Origin of the sequence: Collimonas antrihumi (genome assembly GCF_018304965.1) — a bacterium.
Classification (GTDB): domain Bacteria; phylum Pseudomonadota; class Gammaproteobacteria; order Burkholderiales; family Burkholderiaceae_D; genus Collimonas; species Collimonas antrihumi.
This window is the reverse complement of sequence record NZ_JAGQED010000013.1, coordinates 51,277-68,589: the sequence shown is the minus strand read 5'-3', so window position 1 is coordinate 68,589 and position 17,313 is coordinate 51,277. Positions and strand designations below refer to the sequence as shown.

Genomic DNA, 17,313 nt, shown 5'->3' with positions numbered 1-17,313 from the left:
CAGATACGGCATCCATCTGAGGATGCCGTATTTTTTTATTCGGCGGATAGGTGGATAGCCGGCGGATTTCCGTTTAGTCACCCAGCAGCTCGGCCACCGCATGCATGCCATCGACACGTTTGGCGATGACTTTGACGATGACAATGATCGGAATGCCGAGCAGCAGGCCCCATATTCCCCACAGCCATCCCCAGAAAAGCAGCCCGATAAATACCGCCGCCGCATTCATTTTGGCGATCCTGCCAGTCATCCAGGTCGTCACGAACGTGCCGATCAGCGTGGCGATAGCCAGGGTCGATGCCGACACCAGCAACATCATCGAAAACGATTGAAACTGCATGAACGCGGTCAAGCCGGTGGCGACGGCGATCAGCAGCGGGCCGAAGTACGGAATGATATGCAAGAAGCCGCCGGCTACCGCCCAGGCGCCGGCATTTTCCAGCCCGACCCAGCGAAATACTACCCACATCATGGTCGCCAGCAAGGCATTCGTCACCAGCAGCATGAACATGTAATTCTGGATCGAGGTATTGATCTCGAGCAGGATATTGACGGCGATCTTTTTGTTGGCTAAAGACGGCCCGGTCAGTTTAACCAGCTTGCGTTTGAAGGTGTCGCCGGACAGCAAGAGAAAAAAGACCAGGAAAACCACCATCAGCACCTGCCCCATGAACAGCATCGCGCCCATCGATCCGGTCCAAAGCCATTCGCCCAATTGAAACGATGGCGGCGCCGGACTAGCCTGGCGTTTGTTATCCGGCCGTACGCCAGCTGCCTGGCCGGCGGCGGTTTGGATTTCGTTCGCTGCGGCCTGCATTTTCTGGATAGTGCTGGTCCCTCCGTCCTGTGTCTTGGCTTGTATGCTGACCATGGCGCGCGATAATTGATGGGCTGCGGCTGGCAGGCGCTCGACAATCGATTGGAATTCACCGCGTAAAGAATAGGCAACCTGCCCCAAGCCAAGCAGCAAGGTCGCCATCACGACGCAAGTGCCGATTAAACGCGGGATACGGATACGCTCCAGGCAAGCCACCAAAGGATTCAAGGTGTAGGCAATGAAAATGCCGAACAGCAAAGGGACCAGGAAACTGCGCGCCCATTGCAGGGCAAACACCAATGCCAATACGGTAAGTATTCGCAGGCAAAGATTGCGGACATTGGTCGAGCCGACAGGGGAAAATGACGCCAGCGGCCCGATCATTACGGGGTCGGCTGCCGCGCTTGTATTCGGCCCATCCTCGGACACACCCGCAGATACATGCTCAGGCGCATCGTTGGCGCTTGCTTCTGTTACTACAACTGCGGCTGCATGGGCGATTGGTGGTTTCATTAGATAATTTGCTGCGCAACGCTTGAATCTGGGTTTATGGGATGAGATTACCTGCCTTAACCCAAAAGTTAAGTACGTCACCGTACAGAGGCTGCATTATTTCCGCCGGACGATTGCCTGACGATTATGGTTGCAGCAGTCGATGATGATCAGAAAGACAAGTTAGGCTTGTCACTTTCCCATGAGATTTCGCAGGCTGTAGAAAAAGAGTATTCTTGATCTGGAATATTACAAAAAATTCACTGCCGACCAGATCCGTTCGCAACTCTTGAATTCTTACAACACCTCCCCGGAGCTTCCTGCATGACTGAATCGCCCGAGCCGCGCATCACCGGCTATCACGCCCACATCTATTTCGATGCAACCACCCTGGCGCAGGCGCAAGCCTTGTGCGAGGAGGCGGCGCGGCGGTTTACGTTAACCATGGGCCGGGTTCATCAACGACCGGTCGGGCCGCATCCGGACTGGAGTTGTCAGCTGGCGTTCGAACCGGTCGTGTTTGGCGAGTTGATTCCATGGCTGGCCTTGCATCGTGCGGGGCTGGTGGTGTTTATCCATCCATTGAGCGGCGACGATCTGCTGGATCATCGCGATCATGCCATCTGGATGGGCGCGGTACGGCCATTGAAATTGTCGATTTTCTCCAGCGAATCAGAGACAGCGAGCCAGGAATAATGCAACCAGGCCGGCGCAGAAAGGCGGGTCAGTATCATGCTTAATCAAGCTATGCGTAACCGAATCTTGACGCAACTTCCAGGGTTGGCGTTGTTCGCCCTGCAACTGGTTCCCGGCATCAGCGCGGCCGCCGGCCCGGTGACCGTGATCGATCCCGGCCGTGCCGACAAACCGGGCTTCCTGGTCGTCATCGAACAAGCGGGACATTACCGGCTGTCCGGCAACTTGAAAGTACCTGACGCCAACACCACGGCGATCGAGATCAATGCCGACAACGTTACCCTGGACCTGAACGGCCACGTCATCCAAGGGCCGACGCGGTGCCAGCAATTGCCGGCGCCTTGCTGGCCGAGCGGTGTCGGGAATGGCATACATGCGGTTGGTCGCAACGGGATCGCAATCAGGAACGGGATTATCCAGGGCATGGGGAATTACGGTGTCTACCTGGAAACCAATTCGGTTAGTCTCGACCATATAGTCGTTAACCGGAACGGCCATGGCGGTGCGGTGTTCTTTGGCGGCTCCATCAGCAACAGCGTGGCCGAAGGTAACGGTGGTGATGGCATCTTCGGCGTCGATCTGAAGGTGCGCAGCAATGTGATGCGTGGCAATCAGATGCTGGGGCTTGCGGCTTTTGGCCGATCCAGTTTCAGTAATAATCAGTTCAAGGGCAATAACAACAACGCCGCGCAAACCAATCTGAAATCGTCCGCCGCCGATCGCAATGTCTGCAATGCGGCGGCTTGTCAGTAACTGCTTAGCGGTCGACCCAAGCCATGCGTTCCTTGCTATAGCGTTCGCCTGCAACCTGCTGCAGGGCATTTTCCAGCAGCGTGGTCTCGCTTTGATCCAGCGTCACTTCAACTGCGCCGGCATTTTGTTCAAGGTAGGTGCGGCGCTTGGTGCCCGGAATCGGCACGATGTCGTCGCCTTGCTGCAATACCCAGGCGAGCGCAATCTGGCTGCTGCTTACACCTTTCGCCAAAGCGATCTCGCCGACTACTTTTGCCGCCCGCATATTGGCATCGAAGTTGGCGCCCTGCATGCGCGGATCAAGATGGCGGAAATCAGAGGCGGGATAATTTTCCGCACGTTGCGCGGTGCCGCTCAGGAAACCGCGGCCTAGTGGACTGAATGGCACCAGCCCGATACCGAGTTCGCGCAAGGTCGGCAGAATCTCGGCTTCCAGGTTGCGCTCCCATAGTGAATATTCGCTTTGCAGGACGCTGATCGGATGTACTGCGTGGGCTTTACGGATATTCGCGACGCCTGCCTCGGACAGGCCCAGAAAGCGTACCTTGCCTTCACGTACCAGATCGGCCATGACGCCCACCACTTCCTCAATCGGCACGGCCGGATCGACCCGGTGCTGATACAGCAAATCAATGTAATCGGTATCGAGGCGGCGCAGCGATCCTTCTACCGCCCGGCGTATGTGGCCGGGTTCGCTGGTGATGCCGGTGGTGACGCCATTCTCTATCTTGAAGCCGAATTTGGTAGCCAGCACCACTTCATGCCGGCGGCCCTTGAAGATGCGCCCCAGCAGAGCTTCATTCTCGTAGGGACCGTATTGTTCCGCGGTGTCGAAAAAGTTGATGCCTAATGCCAGCGCCCGTTCCAGGGTGGCGATGGATTCCGCTTCGTCGGCTGCGCCGTATGCGGTGCTCATGCCCATGCAACCGAGGCCGATAGCCGATACTGTCAGTCCGGCTGATCCCAGTTTCCGTTGTTTCATCGTAGATTGCTCCGGATAGAGTTAACGTTGGCGCGCTAGCCTGATCCCGCGTTGAGGGTTGACCCGGCAAAGCGCTGCAAGTTAGTATAAGCGATGCTTACGCAATTCATCATCTCCTCACCCCGCCACGTCTGCACGCACTGCTCATGTTGTTGCTGCACGCTGTCAATGCAGCGCGCCTGATTTCTTCCGGTTCGCTGACCCGCATGTGGTCTGTATTTGGCCAACTTATGGCCAACTTGTTTTTCGCTGGCTCATCTAGCCTGTCTAGTTAATTTTTTGAAAAAAAACGGCATGGAACTCCATCTGTACGATAGCTGGGAGCGTCGCGTCCGGCGCTTTGAAAGTATTACGGCGGGGCGCGTCGGTTTGTACTGCTGCGGCCCGACGGTTTACGACTATGCCCATATCGGCAACCTGCGCACCTATATTTTCGAAGATTTGTTACGGCGTACGTTGAGCTTCAATCATTATCAGGTGCAGCATGTGGTCAATATCACCGACGTCGGCCATCTGGTTTCAGATGCCGACGACGGTGAAGACAAGATGGAAAAAGGTAGCCGGCGCAGCGGCAAGAGCGCCTGGGAAATCGCAGCGTTTTATAGCGCAGCGTTCATGGCGGATTTTCGTGCCCTGAATTTGCTGGAACCAGCCACCTGGTGCCGCGCCACCGAATATCTGCCCGAGCAAATCACCTTTATCCAGAAACTGGAAGAGAAGGGCTATACCTATCGCACCCAGGATGGTATCTACTTCGACACCAGCCGGCAAAGCGATTATGGCTGGCTGGCCAGGCTTGACCGCACCGCTCTGCAGGCCGGTGCGCGCGTGGCCTTGGGAGAGAAGCGCAGTATTACCGATTTCGCCCTGTGGAAATTCAGCCCCGCAGACTCCCGCCGCCAGATGGAATGGAATAGTCCCTGGGGCCGCGGTTTTCCCGGCTGGCACATCGAGTGTTCGGCGATGTCGGCAGCCCATCTCGGCACCTGGTTTGATATCCATTGCGGCGGCGAAGACCATATCGCCGTCCATCACAGCAATGAGATCGCGCAGACCGAAGCATGCCACGGCACCCGCCTTGCGAATTTCTGGATGCATGGCTATTTCCTGCAGACAGGCAGCGAAAAAATGTCGAAGTCCGGCGGTGATTTCCTGCGTCTGCAGACATTGATCGACCAAGGAATCGACCCCCTTGCATATCGCTATTTGTGCCTGATGGCGCACTACCGGAGTCAGTTGGAATTTAGCTGGGATGGCTTGCAAGCCGCGGCAACCGGTTTGCAACGCTTGAGAGAGGCTTACCATCGCTGGCCAGATGGGGAGCAGATCGACCACACATGGCTAACCCGCTTCCGCGATGAAATCAACAACGACCTGAATCTCCCGCGCGCATTGGCTATCGTGTGGGAGTTGGTGCGTAGCGAGACCGGCACTGCAATATGCAAAGCGACATTGCGTGAGATGGATCAAGTTCTGGGGCTTGATCTGGATGGCTGGATTCCGGCCAGCTATGAGATACCCGAAGTGGTGGAGGCGTTGGCCAGACAACGCCAGGCTGCACGGGAAATGCGGCAGTGGCAAGAGGCCGACCGCTTACGCCTGGAAATAAAGGCGCATGGATTTATGGTGGAAGACAATGCTTCCGGCTCAACGCTTAAACCTTGTGAAAACTAGAATCGCCGCCGTTCGCCACGCAACGTGGCGGCTGGCGACGATAGTCCGACTTGCTTAGCTACTTACTTTGCCGTAGGCATGGTGAACTCGGCACCCTTGGCGATGCTATCCGGCCAGCGCTGCATGATGCTCTTGTAGCGGGTATAGAAGCGGATGCCTTCCTCGCCGTAAGCATGGTGATCGCCGAACAGCGAACGCTTCCAGCCGCCGAAGGAATGCCACGCCATCGGCACCGGAATCGGCACATTGATGCCGACCATGCCAACCTGGATCTGCCGTGCGAAAGCGCGGGCGACACCGCCGTCGCTGGTAAAGCACGAAACGCCGTTGCCGAATTCATGGGCATTGATCAGCTCCACCGCGCTGGCCAGGTCGGGCACACGCACTACCGACAGCACCGGGCCGAAGATTTCTTCCTTGTAGATGGTCATCTCCGGCGTGACGTGATCGAACAAGGTACCGCCGACGAAGAAACCGTTTTCATGGCCGGCAACACGCAAGCCGCGGCCGTCGATCAGCAGCTTGGCGCCCTCTTCCACACCTTTGGCGATGTAAGCCTCGACCTTGGCCTTGTGCGCGCCGGTAACCAGCGGACCCATTTCGGAGTCGGCCTGATCGCCGTTGCCGATCTTGAGCGCGGCAGCGCGTTGTGCCAGCCGTTCCACCAGGCGGTCGGCGACATCGCCCACCGCAACCGCCACCGAAATCGCCATGCAGCGCTCGCCGGCGGAACCGTAGGCGGCGCCGATCAAGGCATCGACCGCCTGATCCAGATCGGCATCCGGCATCACCACCAGATGGTTCTTGGCGCCGCCCAGCGCTTGCACGCGTTTGCCGCGGCGCGCGCCTTCGGTGTAAATGTATTCTGCAATCGGGGTTGAACCGACAAAGGAAATGGCTTGTACATCCGGATGCGCAAGCAATGCATCCACTGCCAGCTTGTCGCCTTGGACCACGTTGAACACGCCGTCAGGCAAACCGGCCTGCTTGAGCAGGTCGGCGATCAGCAGGCTGGCCGAAGGATCGCGTTCGGACGGTTTCAGAATGAAGCAATTGCCGCATGCCAGCGCCACCGGAAACATCCACATCGGCACCATCACCGGGAAGTTGAACGGCGTGATGCCGGCCACCACGCCCAGCGGCTGGCGCAAGTTCCAGTTATCGATACCGCCGCCGATATTGTCGGTGTGGCTGGTTTTCAGCAGGTGCGGAATGCCGCAGGCGAATTCCACCACTTCGATACCGCGCACCACTTCGCCTTTGGCGTCCGAAAACACTTTGCCGTGTTCACGTGTAATCAAGGCTGCCAGCTTGTCGTGATTCTGCTCCAGCAGTTCCTTGAACTTGAACATGACACGGGCGCGACGCAACGGCGAAGTCTCGGACCAGTCCGGAAATGCTGCACGCGCGGCGGCGACGGCTTTATCTACTTCCTGCACGGATGCCAGCGCAACGTGGCCGACAACTTCGCCGGTGGCTGGATTGAAAACGTCGGAATAACGCTCGGAGCGGCCGGTCGCGGAGGCGCCGGAAATGAAATGATTGATTTGGGGAATACTCATGGCTTGTCTCGTTTATCTGGGTTCAGTTATTTGGTTGCGGTTATTTTGTTTCGTTGAGTGCTTCACGCACCGTGCTGAACATGCGTTCGATTTCTTCGGGCTTTACGATCAGCGGTGGCGAGAAGGCCAGGATGTCGCCGGTGTAGCGCACCATTACGCCCTTTTCATAGCACTTGCGGAACACTTCGTAGGCACGCGCGCCCGGTGCCTGTGGCCGCGGCTCCAGTTCAATGCCGGCCACCAGGCCGAGGTTGCGGATATCCTTGACGTGCGGTGCGCCGGCCACGCCGTGTGCGGCTTTCTCGAACAGCGGCGACAACTCGCGCGCCCGCTCGAACAGCTGCTCGCTCTTGTACAAATCGAGGGCAGCGATGGCGGCGGCTGCGGCCACCGGATGGGCGGAATAGGTATAACCGTGCATCAGTTCGATCGCCCCGGCGGCGGCGGATTGCACCACCGTATCGTGGATCTCGCGTTTGACGGCCACCGCGCCCATCGGAATCGCAGCGTTGTTGATGCCCTTGGCGAGCGTGATCAGGTCCGGCGTGACTTTGAAGTATTCGCTGGCGGTGGCGGCGCCGAGGCGGCCGAAACCGGTAATCACTTCATCGAAAATCAGCAGGATGCCGTGCTTGGTGCACAGTTCCCGCAAGCGCTCCAGATAACCCACCGGCGGAATTAGCACACCGGTCGATCCTGCCAGAGGTTCGACGATGACGGCGGCGATAGTTGATGCGTCGTGCAGCGTAACCAGGCGTTCCAGCTCATCCGCCAGATGCGCACCCCAGGCCGGCTGGCCACGGCTGAAGCCGGCTTCTGCGATATTCAGCGTGTGTTGCAAATGATCGACGCCCGGCATCAGGTTGCCCGAGAACGCCTTGCGGTTGTTCAAAATGCCGCCGACCGAGATGCCGCCGAAACCGACGCCGTGATAACCGCGTTCGCGGCCGATGAAACGGGTACGCTGGCCCTCACCGCGTGAGCGATGGTAAGCCAGAGCAATCTTGAGCGCGCTGTCGACCGCTTCCGAACCGGAGTTGGTGAAGAAAATCCGATCCAGTCCGGCCGGCATCAGTCCGGCTACCTTGCGCGCCGCTTCGAACGCGAGCGGATGGCCCATCTGGAACGAAGGCGCGTAATCCATCGTACCGATCTGGCGCGTCACGGCGGCGGTAATTTCATCGCGGCAATGACCGGCGTTGACGCACCACAGGCCGGCGGTGGCATCCAGTATCGAGCGGCCGTCGGCGGTCTGGTAATACATGCCCTTGGCCGAGACGAACATGCGCGGCGCCTCCTTGAACTGCCGGTTGGCGGTGAATGGCATCCAGAATGCCGACAGATCCTGATCCGATTTATTTGTGTTCATAGTGGCTTCGCTGGTGGTGGTGGCGCTGGTTGACGGGGTTTGACCATAGCGCCGATTATTGCAGTTACAACCCAGATTGTTAGATACACTTGATACAAATCGTAGAAAGTGTATTGTTGTGAATGACAAACTGTACTGAATACACTTGAAGACGCCATGACTGAACCACAAGTTTCACGCTTTCCCTCGCTGCTGCAGCCGCAATCCGCGCTGGGCCTGGTCGAACAGATAGTCGCCGGCTTGAGCCGGATGATCGAAAACGGCAAGCTGCGGCCGGGCGAACGCCTGCCGTCGATCCGTCAATTCGGGTTGGAACAAGGCGTTAGCAATTCGACTATTGTCGAAGCCTATGAGCGCCTGGTGGCCAGCGGCATGCTGATTGCGCGGCGTGGTTCCGGCTTCTTCATCGCCAAGCGCGAGCTACCGGAAATCAGTGACATGCCAGCCATCCGCCTCAATCCGGTGATCGATTCGGCGTGGCTGTTTTCTGAAGTGTTTGCCGACGAACGAGTGCCCATCAAAGCCGGTTGCGGCTGGCTGCCGAGCAGCATGCTGGATGGCGAGGGTTTGCACGCAGCCGAGCGGCGCATCATCCGGTCACCCGGCGCCCAGCAGGTTGGCTACGGCCATCCGTTCGGCTACGGCCCGTTGCGGCAAACCATCGCTAAATCGTTCGCCAACTGGTCGCTCGATATCGGTCCGGACCAGGTGATAACTACTCACGGCGTAACCCAGGCGCTGGACTTGATCATGCGCACCTTGGTCAAGCCGGGCGATACCGTGTTCATTGAAGAGCCCGGTTATTGCAACCTGATCGCCATGCTGCGGCTGGCCAATATCCATGTGGTCGGCGTGCGGCGCACTGTGAGCGGGGTCGATCTTGAGCAGCTGGAAGAACTGGCGCAGCTTCATCGGCCGAAGATTTTCTTTACCAATCCGGTCCTGCAAAATCCGACCGGAACCACCTATACCCCGGCCTGTGCGATGCGGGTATTGCAAGCTGCCGAGCGGCATGGCTTCTGGGTGGTGGAAGACGATTTGTACCGCGAACTGGCGCAACCTACCGATCCCATGCTGGCTGCGCTGGATGGCTTGCGGCGGGTAATTTATGTCAGCGGCTTCTCCAAAACCATCGCGCCATCGTTGCGGCTGGGTTTCATCGTCTGCCAGAGCGATCTCGCCAAGGAGTTTGCGCGCACCAAGATGGTATTGACGCTGACCAATTCCGAAATTACCGAACGCCTGGTCTACAACGCGCTGACCGAAGGCCATCACCGGCGCCACGTCGAGCGCCTGGCCAGCACGTTGCTCACCGCGCAAGCGCAAGTCAGCGCCCGGTTGGAAGATGCGGGTTTGCTGCCGTTCGGGCCGCTGCGGGGCGGCATGTTTTATTGGGCCAGGATGCAGCGCACGACATTAAGCGCCAAGGAAATCGGCGATCAAGCCTTGAAAGAAGGTATCTGGCTGGCGCCGGGAGAGTTCTTTTATGTGTCGGAACCTGAACATCCCTGGTTCCGTTTTAATGTCGCTTTCTCGGATCTGCCTAAGCTCTCCGATTTCTTCCGCAACTTGGCAACAGCCGGCTAGGAGTTCTTATTGCGCCAGCCGGTGTCGTAGGGTGGGCACTTTGCCCACGCGTTACCGCGATATCCGAAGTGCGGCTTACGCGACACAAAAGAAGTCATTTGCGCGGAGTGAGTTCACGCGTGGGTAAAATGCCCACCCTACAAGGTTGGCGGTCGCCGGCCTTCAATCAATTACCAGTATTTGCTTCAAGCGGATATTGTGAGCCGGCAAAATCGAGTTCTCCGGCAGCGCGAGCCCTTGCCAGTTCTGACTGGACTTGAGCGCGGGTGAGGAGCGGCGGATTTTCAATTCCCTCATTCGCATCTCTGTTGTACGCCACGCACAACAAATCCTCATAGCGCCAACCCGGTCTTTCAGTCGTTGCGATTGAAATTGCGATTGACATGGAAAAATTTCGCCTCTACCATTGTTTCATATATCAATACGCTGTTTTGTTAGATGAAACATTAGAGCGGCCGGGACCGACCTTTGATTTTCAGAACACCTGGAAAAAGAAGCGCCGTTCGACCCGAGCCGCCATTGAATTTTTTTCAACCGGGAGGAGTAATTCATGAAGAAGTCCATCGTTGTATTGTCAGTACTTGGTGCTTTCAGCTACGCCGCGCATGCGCAAACCAATGTGACCGTGTACGGTCTTTTGGATTCAGGCGTCACCTACGTCAACAAGATCGCCGCACCGACTGCCGCCAATGCACGCGGTACCGGCAGCCGTTTCAGCGTCGATTCCGGCGATTTGCAGCAATCGCGTTTCGGTTTCAAGGGAGTGGAAGATCTGGGCGGCGGCATGAAAGCCCTGTTCAACCTGGAGGGTGGATTTTCTGTCGATACCGGCGCCTCGGGCCAGGGCGGCCTCGTGTTTGGCCGGACCTCGACCGTTGGCCTGTCCGGCAATTACGGTACCGTGCAACTGGGACGCCGTAAAGACTTCATCGATGAAGTGGCGACCTACTATTCCAGCGTCTACGATTTCGGCGTGTTCATCAACGGCGTCCACGATAACAATCTGGACCGCGTGGGCGGCAATCGCGCCAACAATCAGATTCGCTATGACACGCCGCTGCTCAAGGGTCTGGTCCTGAACGCAACCTATGGTTTCGGTGAAACGGCCGGCTCGACATCGACCGGGCAATCGTTAGGATTCGGCGCAAACTATGCCAACGGTCCGTTCGGCATCGGCTTCGGCTACTGGCAATCGAAACTCGGCACTCTGTCAGGCGGTGTCAACACCTCCAGCGATCAGGGTACGACCCTGGGCGCCGGTTGCACACCGAGTTACGGCCATCCGGGCGATACCTGCATCAAGACCTGGATGCTGGGCACTAGCTATAAGGCCGGTCCGTGGCGCGTGTTCGGCGCCTGGTCCAAAGTGTTGCAACCGCTGGCTACCTACGGCGGCAACCGGGCGCCGCTGGCAGCCAAGTTTGTGGGTGCGGCCGGCGCGGCGCCATTTGCCGCCGGTGGCGCCAACAACAACAACACCAATGTGTTCGACCTGGGTGTCGACTACAGCATCTCAGACAGCCTGCGCCTGGTCAGCAGCGTGTTGCAATCGCGTTATGAGTTCGTCGGCAGCAGCACCAAGGGCCGCTTGACGCAATTCAACCTGGGGCTGGATTATGCATTCTCGAAACGTACCGATCTGTACAGCTACGTAGCCAATCTGCGGGCCTCGGACATGTACAACCCGGGCATCACCGGCGGCGCGCCCGGTGCGGATAACTCGCAAACAGCGTTCACAGTCGGCTTGCGCCACAAGTTCTAAGCTGATGTAGCACAGCGCGGGCCGGGCTGGCACAAGCAGTTCCGGCCTGCGCATCAAAAAAAAGCCGATTATTCTACAAAACGGTAGACGGAGATCAGCATGACGGGCAACACGAGTAACACGGACGACCAAAAACAAGATGCACATGGCAAAAGCAGGATGCTGCATCCGGTTGCGATGATGCTGTTGATCATGCTGGTTGCCATCGGCCTGACCTATATCCTGGATTCGGGACAATTCCAGCGCCACGCCAAGCTGGTGATCCCCGGCACCTACCAACTGATCGCCAAAGAGCGCGACCTGGCAGCGTTGCTTGCCGCCAGTCCGGGAACCAGCAGCGCCGAACGTGCCTATCCCGCCAGCCTGTTCTCGGCGATGGCGGCGATTCCGGCCGGCCTGGCCAAGAGCGCGCCGCTGGTATTCATGATCATGTTCATCGGCGGCATGTTCGGCGTGCTGCGCAAGAGCGGCGCACTGGATGCCGGTATCGACCGGCTACTGGTGCGCACCGGCGGCAACGTCTATCTGCTGACGCCGGTCTTGATGCTGGCGATTGCCGCCGGCAGCACGTTCCTCGGTTTGATCTCGGAATACCTGGTGATCATCCCGATGATGCTGATCCTGGCGCAGCGTCTTGGTCTCGGCCCGTTGTACGCCACCGCATTAGTGGCGATCGCTGCAAAAATCGGCTATCTGGCCTCGGTCACCAATCCGCTGGCGCTGGTGATCGCCCAGCCGATAGTGCAAGTACCTTTGTTGAGCGGCGCCGGCTTGCGGCTGTTTGTGTTTGTCTTGTTCCTGGCGATCGGTATCGCCTATTTGCTGCTGTATGTGAAGCGCACCGGTTACAGCGTTCCGGCTGAGTTGAGCAAGGACAGCCGCCTGTCGCTGTCGCATCGCTTTGTGCTGATGGTAGTTGGCGCCAGCGTCGTCGTGCTGGTGATTGGTACCAGCACCTGGAAATGGGGCGACATCCAGCTTGGCGCTTTCTACATTTTCGAAGGCATCATCATCGCCATCGTCGCCGGCATGTCGGTACGCACCGCATGCGATGCGTTTGTCGAAGGCATGAAGGGCATGATGCTGGCGGGTTTGCTGATCGGCCTGGCGAAAGCCATCGAGATCGTCCTGCATGACAGCCTGGTGCTGGACACCGTGATCTATCACCTGGCGTCTATCGTCGAAGGACGCAGCAAGATCTTTGCTGCAGAAGGCATGATCCTGGTGCAGATGCTGCTTGACGTGCTGATCCCGTCGACCTCCGGCAAAGCCGCGATCAGCATGCCGATCCTGGGCCCGATCGGCCATCTGTCCGGCGTCAGCGGCCAAAGCGTGGTGCTGGCATTTTTGTTCGGCAACGGCCTGACCAACATGATCACGCCGACTTCCGGCATGTTGCTGGCCTATCTGGCGACCGGCAAAGTCGGTTACGGCAGCTGGATCCGTTTCATTTTCCCGTTGTTCGCCATTTTTACGCTACTGGCGATGGCGGTCATGGCGTTTGGGGTATTTAGCGGCTATTGATAGCGGTTATTGATTGACCGCTGGCCGACCGGGCCGTTTTTCACAGAACACAGAAGTTTCAAGGATCACCATGATGCAAGACGCGTATTTTCTCACCGCACCCGATGACGACAAGCGAATTCCGTTGATATTCGATTCACCGCATAGCAGCCGCTTTTGCCCGTCCGACATGCAAGCCATCGCCCCGGAAGCGGCGTTGATGTCGGGCTGGGATGCCTATGTCGATGAGCTATGGAGCGGCGCATCGCAATTTGGCGCAAGCTTGCTGGCGGCGCGCGTGCACCGCAGCTATATCGATTTCAACCGCGCCCGTAGCGACATCGATCCGGAACTGCTCGACCAGCCCTGGCCTGAAGCGCTGAAGGTATCGGAAAAAAGCAAGGCCGGCATGGGTTTGATCCGGCGTTACGCCTTGCCCGGCGTGCAGATGTACGACCGCAAGCTGAGCATCGCCGAAGTACAGCATCGCATCAAACGCTATTACGATCCATACCATGCGCAACTGCAGCAACTGATCAGCGCCGCACACGCCCGCTTCGGCCAGGTTTGGCATATCGATTGCCATTCGATGAAATCGGTCGGCAATGCCATGAATATCGATAACGGCGCGCGCCGTCCGGATTTTGTGCTGGGCGACCGCGACGGCAGCGCCGCCGATCCGGCCTTCACCGAATGGGTCGCGCAGCAGTTGCAGGGGCAAGGTTACGTAGTCAAGATCAACGACCCCTATCGCGGCGCCGAACTGGTGCGCGCCTATAGCGATCCGCAACGCGGGCGATACAGTATCCAGATCGAAATCAACCGCGCTTTATACATGGATGAGCAAAGCCTGGAACGCAGCGCCGGGTTTGCCGCGCTTCAGCACAACCTGACGCAACTCGCCGGGCAGATGTCGAGGTATATTAGCGGCAAATTAACCTGAATAGAATCTGGATAGCATGGCCGACTATACCGTTGCCGCAGTAGATGAAGCATTGGCGCTGCTCTTGCTGGTCGCGCAAAGCCCGGGGCATGGCGTGACCGAACTGTCGGTCATGTCCGGCAATACCAAGGCGCGCACCTTCCGCTTGCTGTACACGCTGGAACAGCGCGGCCTGTTGCATCGCGAAGGCGACACGCCGACTTATCACCTGGGTTACAAAGCGCTGTACCTCGGCGTCGCCGCCCAGGAGCAGGTGAACCTGGTGCGGGTGGCGCGCAGCCATTTGCGCGATATCGGCGGCATCTGTAATGAAAACGTCCAGGTGCGGGTGCGGGATGGTTTGGAAACCGTGTGCGTGGCGCGTTGGGAATCGACCCAGGCGGTGCGGGTCCACACTGATGTCGGCAACCGGCGGCCGTTGTATGCGGGCGCCTCCGGCAAGGTGTTGCTGGCGCATGCGCCGCCGCAGGTTCAGCAAGCGCTGTTCGAAAGTGCACTGACCCGCATCACCGACAATACGATCATCGACCGCACATTGCTGGAACAGGAGCTGCAGCAAGTGCTGGCACAAGGTTACAGCGTTTCCTACGGTGAAAGATCCAGCGGCGCGGTGGCAATTGCGGCGCCGATCATGGATGCCGATGGCGTGGTGATTGCAGCTTTGGGCATCGCCGGCCCGGCCAGCCGCATCACGGCCGATAAACTGCAGGGTCTGATTGACCTGGTAGTGCAGCGTGCGGGCGATCTGTCGCTGGGTTTGGGGTATGCCTACCGCTAATCGGCCACGGTGACGTGTTCAGTTGTCTTCGGCAATATAGCGAGAAACCCCGCTCACCAAAGCGTCAAACACGATCCGGCAGCGCTCGCTGGAGCGCAAATCCTCATGCATCACGATCCAGGTTTCGAGTTCGCTTGTGACTGCTTGCGGCAGCACCGGCAACAACTCCGGATTGCGTTTGACCAGCGCCACCTGGCACATGCCGATGCCATAGCCGGCGCGTATCGCCGCCAGTTGTGCCAGCTGGTTGTCGGTAAATAGCGAGAACATATCGCGCGTCAGCGGCAGGCCGCGCTTTTGCATGTTGCGGATGTAACTGGTTTCCTGGTCGAAGCCGATCAGCGCATGGTTCTTCAGGTCGGCAATGCTGGCCGGCATGCCGTATTGCTCCAGATAACGCCGGTGCGCGTACAGGCCGAGCGGAATGGCGCCAACCCGGCGCGCGATCAGGGCGGCCTGGCTGGGCTGCACCATGCGGATCGCAATATCGGCGTCACGTTGCAACAGATCCTGGGTCCGGTTCGACAACACCAATTCAATCTTGATGGCGGGATGCGCCTCGCGCAGCGTTGTCAGGATCGGTGGCAAGACTTCTACCCCGACCACATCCGATACCGTAATGCGCACCGTGCCATGACTGCTGGCGCTGGCGTCGGTCGATGCTCGCCGCAGGGCATTGGCGGTGGCGCGCAGGTTTTCCGCAAACGGACGCAAGGTCAGCGCGGTATCGGTGGCCGCCAGCCCGGTTTGCGAACGCGTGAACAATTTGACGCCCAACGCCTGTTCCAGCGCCTCTACCTGACGGCCGACGGTGGGCTGCGTCAATCCCAGGCGCCGGGCGCCGCCGGACAGCGAGCCTTCTTCCATCACTGCCAGGAAAGCGCGGTACAGATCCCATCCAGGTTCTTGTGTGGTCATACAAATATGTATAGCGGCTATGTTGAGATAGCTAATTTTAAACTAAGGGCAGCACTGTTACGCTGGATTCCGTCGGGTTAATCAATCTACGGAGGTAATTTTCATGAAACAGAAAATAGCGCTGGTATTAGGAGCAACAGGCGGCATTGGCAATGCCATGGCAAGAACATTGATGCAACGCGGCTGGCAGGTGCGCGCCCTGCATCGGCGCGCCGATCAGATGGTAGCCAAGGACCGCAGCAGCAACCTCGGCCACGGCATCGTCTGGCGGCAGGGCGATGCGATGAATGAGCAGGACGTGGTCGCCGCCGCCGACGGTGCGGATCTCATCGTGCATGCGGTCAATCCGCCGGGATACCGCAACTGGGCGCAGCTGGTGATGCCGATGATAGAAAACAGCATCGCCGCAGCGCGTGTCAGCGGCGCCCGCATCGTCTTGCCTGGCACCGTCTATAACTACGGCCCTGACGTTTTGCCGACGTTGAGCGAGACCTCGCCGCAGAATCCAGCCACCCGCAAGGGCGCGATCCGGGTCCAAATGGAGCGGCGGCTGCAACTTGCCAGCCAAAGCGGAGTGCGTGCGCTGGTGGTGCGCGCCGGCGATTTTTTCGGGCCGCATATGGCCAATGCCTGGTTTTCGCAAGGACTGGTCAAGCCGGACCAGCCGGTCACTGCAGTCAGCTATCCCGGCAAACGCGGCATCGGCCACCAATGGGCTTATCTGCCGGATGTCGCCGAGACCATGATGCAATTGATCGAGCACGAAGACGCGCTGGCTGATTTCGATACCTTCCACATGAATGGCCACTGGGATGCCGACGGTACGCAAATGGTTGCCGCCATCGGCCGCGTGACAGGGCAGCCGGGCCTCAAGGCAAAAAGCTTTCCCTGGTGGCTGCTGCCGCTGGCTTCGCCCTTTGTACCGGTATTGCGTGAATTGCGCGAGGTCAGCTACCTATGGCGACAGCCGGTGCGGCTGGATAACCGCCGTCTGCTCAAATTGCTTGGCAGCGAGCCGCACACAGCGCTTGACGACGCCGTCAAGGCCACATTGACGGGCATCGGATGCCTAGGGCCTGTTAACCTATGATTTGGGAGATGCGTTCAAGCCAAAACGTGTGTTGGCAAGGCGCGTGGTGTAGCTGGGGCTAGTGCCCCAGCAAGCCATGCAACGCGGCCAGCGCACGTTTTGGCTTGAACCCTCCGGGAACGGCTGCAGGCGTCGCATGCCGTTGTTGCAACTCCTTGCCGTAGCACCGCTACGTCGCGTCGCTGCGCCTAGGCACGCAACGCCTGCCGCGCGTTCGCACTCCCGAATCATAGGTTAACAGGCCCTAAAGCATAACCGGCGAACAATAATATATTTTGCCGTGATCCAGCCTTAGCAAATCGTGTCGGGGGATAATGCGTACTGCAATTGATTCATAAACGGCCGCTATCGCAATTATTGTAATAATTGCAATATGCAGCCATCATT

At 58.4% G+C, this 17,313-nt stretch carries 15 protein-coding genes; 9 read left to right on the top strand and 6 right to left on the bottom strand.

What is annotated here, in order from left to right; translation table 11 throughout:
• Positions 1-73: 73 nt before the first annotated feature.
• On the bottom strand, positions 74-1,330 hold the full coding sequence (locus KHU29_RS12890; RefSeq protein WP_425514473.1) for an AI-2E family transporter: 1,257 nt from the start codon (positions 1,328-1,330) through the stop codon (positions 74-76).
• Between the two features lie 303 nt (positions 1,331-1,633).
• Here KHU29_RS12890 and KHU29_RS12885 point away from each other — a divergent pair, with 303 nt between their 5' ends.
• Both KHU29_RS12885 and KHU29_RS12880 read left to right on the top strand, forming a co-directional pair.
• Complete coding sequence (locus KHU29_RS12885; protein ID WP_211453201.1) at positions 1,634-2,005, top strand: DOPA 4,5-dioxygenase family protein; 372 nt, start codon at positions 1,634-1,636, stop codon at positions 2,003-2,005.
• 36 nt (positions 2,006-2,041) lie between these two features.
• Positions 2,042-2,758, top strand: a complete 717-nt coding sequence (locus KHU29_RS12880; protein ID WP_211453200.1) for a right-handed parallel beta-helix repeat-containing protein — start codon at positions 2,042-2,044, stop codon at positions 2,756-2,758.
• Between the two features lie 4 nt (positions 2,759-2,762).
• Here KHU29_RS12880 and KHU29_RS12875 read toward each other — a convergent pair whose 3' ends face one another.
• Entirely contained in the window at positions 2,763-3,740 is a 978-nt protein-coding gene (locus tag KHU29_RS12875; RefSeq protein ID WP_211453199.1) for an aldo/keto reductase, read from the bottom strand.
• Positions 3,741-4,034: 294 nt separating this feature from the next.
• Between KHU29_RS12875 and cysS the strand changes: the two genes are divergently transcribed.
• Positions 4,035-5,414, top strand: coding sequence for a cysteine--tRNA ligase (gene cysS / locus KHU29_RS12870; protein ID WP_211453198.1), 1,380 nt, complete (start codon positions 4,035-4,037; stop codon positions 5,412-5,414).
• 62 nt (positions 5,415-5,476) lie between these two features.
• Here the strand turns inward: cysS and KHU29_RS12865 are convergent, their stop codons facing one another.
• Positions 5,477-6,976: a CoA-acylating methylmalonate-semialdehyde dehydrogenase gene (locus tag KHU29_RS12865; RefSeq protein ID WP_211453197.1), complete on the bottom strand. Its 1,500-nt coding sequence runs from the start codon at positions 6,974-6,976 to the stop codon at positions 5,477-5,479.
• 40 nt (positions 6,977-7,016) lie between these two features.
• Complete coding sequence (gene aptA / locus KHU29_RS12860; RefSeq protein WP_211453196.1) at positions 7,017-8,345, bottom strand: omega-aminotransferase AptA; 1,329 nt, start codon at positions 8,343-8,345, stop codon at positions 7,017-7,019.
• Between the two features lie 156 nt (positions 8,346-8,501).
• Here aptA and KHU29_RS12855 point away from each other — a divergent pair, with 156 nt between their 5' ends.
• On the top strand, positions 8,502-9,932 hold the full coding sequence (locus KHU29_RS12855; protein WP_211453195.1) for an aminotransferase-like domain-containing protein: 1,431 nt from the start codon (positions 8,502-8,504) through the stop codon (positions 9,930-9,932).
• Between the two features lie 166 nt (positions 9,933-10,098).
• Here the strand turns inward: KHU29_RS12855 and KHU29_RS12850 are convergent, their stop codons facing one another.
• Positions 10,099-10,317, bottom strand: a complete 219-nt coding sequence (locus KHU29_RS12850; protein WP_211453194.1) for a DUF4148 domain-containing protein — start codon at positions 10,315-10,317, stop codon at positions 10,099-10,101.
• Positions 10,318-10,482: 165 nt separating this feature from the next.
• On the opposite strand from KHU29_RS12850, the gene KHU29_RS12845 reads away from it, so the two are divergent.
• The 4 genes from KHU29_RS12845 to KHU29_RS12830 all read left to right on the top strand — a co-directional run bounded on the left by KHU29_RS12845 (position 10,483) and on the right by KHU29_RS12830 (position 14,918).
• Positions 10,483-11,694, top strand: a complete 1,212-nt coding sequence (locus KHU29_RS12845; RefSeq protein ID WP_211453193.1) for a porin — start codon at positions 10,483-10,485, stop codon at positions 11,692-11,694.
• Positions 11,695-11,793: 99 nt separating this feature from the next.
• Complete coding sequence (locus tag KHU29_RS12840; protein WP_211453192.1) at positions 11,794-13,218, top strand: YfcC family protein; 1,425 nt, start codon at positions 11,794-11,796, stop codon at positions 13,216-13,218.
• A 70-nt stretch (positions 13,219-13,288) separates the two neighbouring features.
• A complete protein-coding gene (locus tag KHU29_RS12835) occupies positions 13,289-14,140 on the top strand; it encodes an N-formylglutamate amidohydrolase (protein ID WP_211453191.1) in 852 nt (283 codons plus the stop codon).
• 16 nt (positions 14,141-14,156) lie between these two features.
• Positions 14,157-14,918 (top strand): IclR family transcriptional regulator, encoded by a 762-nt coding sequence (locus KHU29_RS12830; RefSeq protein ID WP_211453190.1) that lies wholly within the window; start codon positions 14,157-14,159, stop codon positions 14,916-14,918.
• 18 nt (positions 14,919-14,936) lie between these two features.
• On the opposite strand, the gene KHU29_RS12825 is transcribed toward KHU29_RS12830, so the two are convergent.
• Positions 14,937-15,836 carry a LysR family transcriptional regulator gene (locus tag KHU29_RS12825; RefSeq protein ID WP_211453189.1) on the bottom strand — a complete coding sequence of 300 codons (900 nt, stop codon included), beginning with the start codon at positions 15,834-15,836 and terminating at the stop codon, positions 14,937-14,939.
• A gap of 103 nt (positions 15,837-15,939) precedes the next feature.
• On the opposite strand from KHU29_RS12825, the gene KHU29_RS12820 reads away from it, so the two are divergent.
• Positions 15,940-16,926: an SDR family NAD(P)-dependent oxidoreductase gene (locus tag KHU29_RS12820; protein WP_211453188.1), complete on the top strand. Its 987-nt coding sequence runs from the start codon at positions 15,940-15,942 to the stop codon at positions 16,924-16,926.
• Positions 16,927-17,313: the final 387 nt, after the last annotated feature.

Coding starts and splice junctions, on each gene's coding strand:
- KHU29_RS12890 (WP_425514473.1), bottom strand. CDS start 1,330: ATGAAACCACCAATCGCCCATGCAGCCGCAGTTGTAGTAACAGAAGCA.
- KHU29_RS12885 (WP_211453201.1), top strand. CDS start 1,634: ATGACTGAATCGCCCGAGCCGCGCATCACCGGCTATCACGCCCACATC.
- KHU29_RS12880 (WP_211453200.1), top strand. CDS start 2,042: ATGCTTAATCAAGCTATGCGTAACCGAATCTTGACGCAACTTCCAGGG.
- KHU29_RS12875 (WP_211453199.1), bottom strand. CDS start 3,740: ATGAAACAACGGAAACTGGGATCAGCCGGACTGACAGTATCGGCTATC.
- cysS (WP_211453198.1), top strand. CDS start 4,035: ATGGAACTCCATCTGTACGATAGCTGGGAGCGTCGCGTCCGGCGCTTT.
- KHU29_RS12865 (WP_211453197.1), bottom strand. CDS start 6,976: ATGAGTATTCCCCAAATCAATCATTTCATTTCCGGCGCCTCCGCGACC.
- aptA (WP_211453196.1), bottom strand. CDS start 8,345: ATGAACACAAATAAATCGGATCAGGATCTGTCGGCATTCTGGATGCCA.
- KHU29_RS12855 (WP_211453195.1), top strand. CDS start 8,502: ATGACTGAACCACAAGTTTCACGCTTTCCCTCGCTGCTGCAGCCGCAA.
- KHU29_RS12850 (WP_211453194.1), bottom strand. CDS start 10,317: ATGTCAATCGCAATTTCAATCGCAACGACTGAAAGACCGGGTTGGCGC.
- KHU29_RS12845 (WP_211453193.1), top strand. CDS start 10,483: ATGAAGAAGTCCATCGTTGTATTGTCAGTACTTGGTGCTTTCAGCTAC.
- KHU29_RS12840 (WP_211453192.1), top strand. CDS start 11,794: ATGACGGGCAACACGAGTAACACGGACGACCAAAAACAAGATGCACAT.
- KHU29_RS12835 (WP_211453191.1), top strand. CDS start 13,289: ATGATGCAAGACGCGTATTTTCTCACCGCACCCGATGACGACAAGCGA.
- KHU29_RS12830 (WP_211453190.1), top strand. CDS start 14,157: ATGGCCGACTATACCGTTGCCGCAGTAGATGAAGCATTGGCGCTGCTC.
- KHU29_RS12825 (WP_211453189.1), bottom strand. CDS start 15,836: ATGACCACACAAGAACCTGGATGGGATCTGTACCGCGCTTTCCTGGCA.
- KHU29_RS12820 (WP_211453188.1), top strand. CDS start 15,940: ATGAAACAGAAAATAGCGCTGGTATTAGGAGCAACAGGCGGCATTGGC.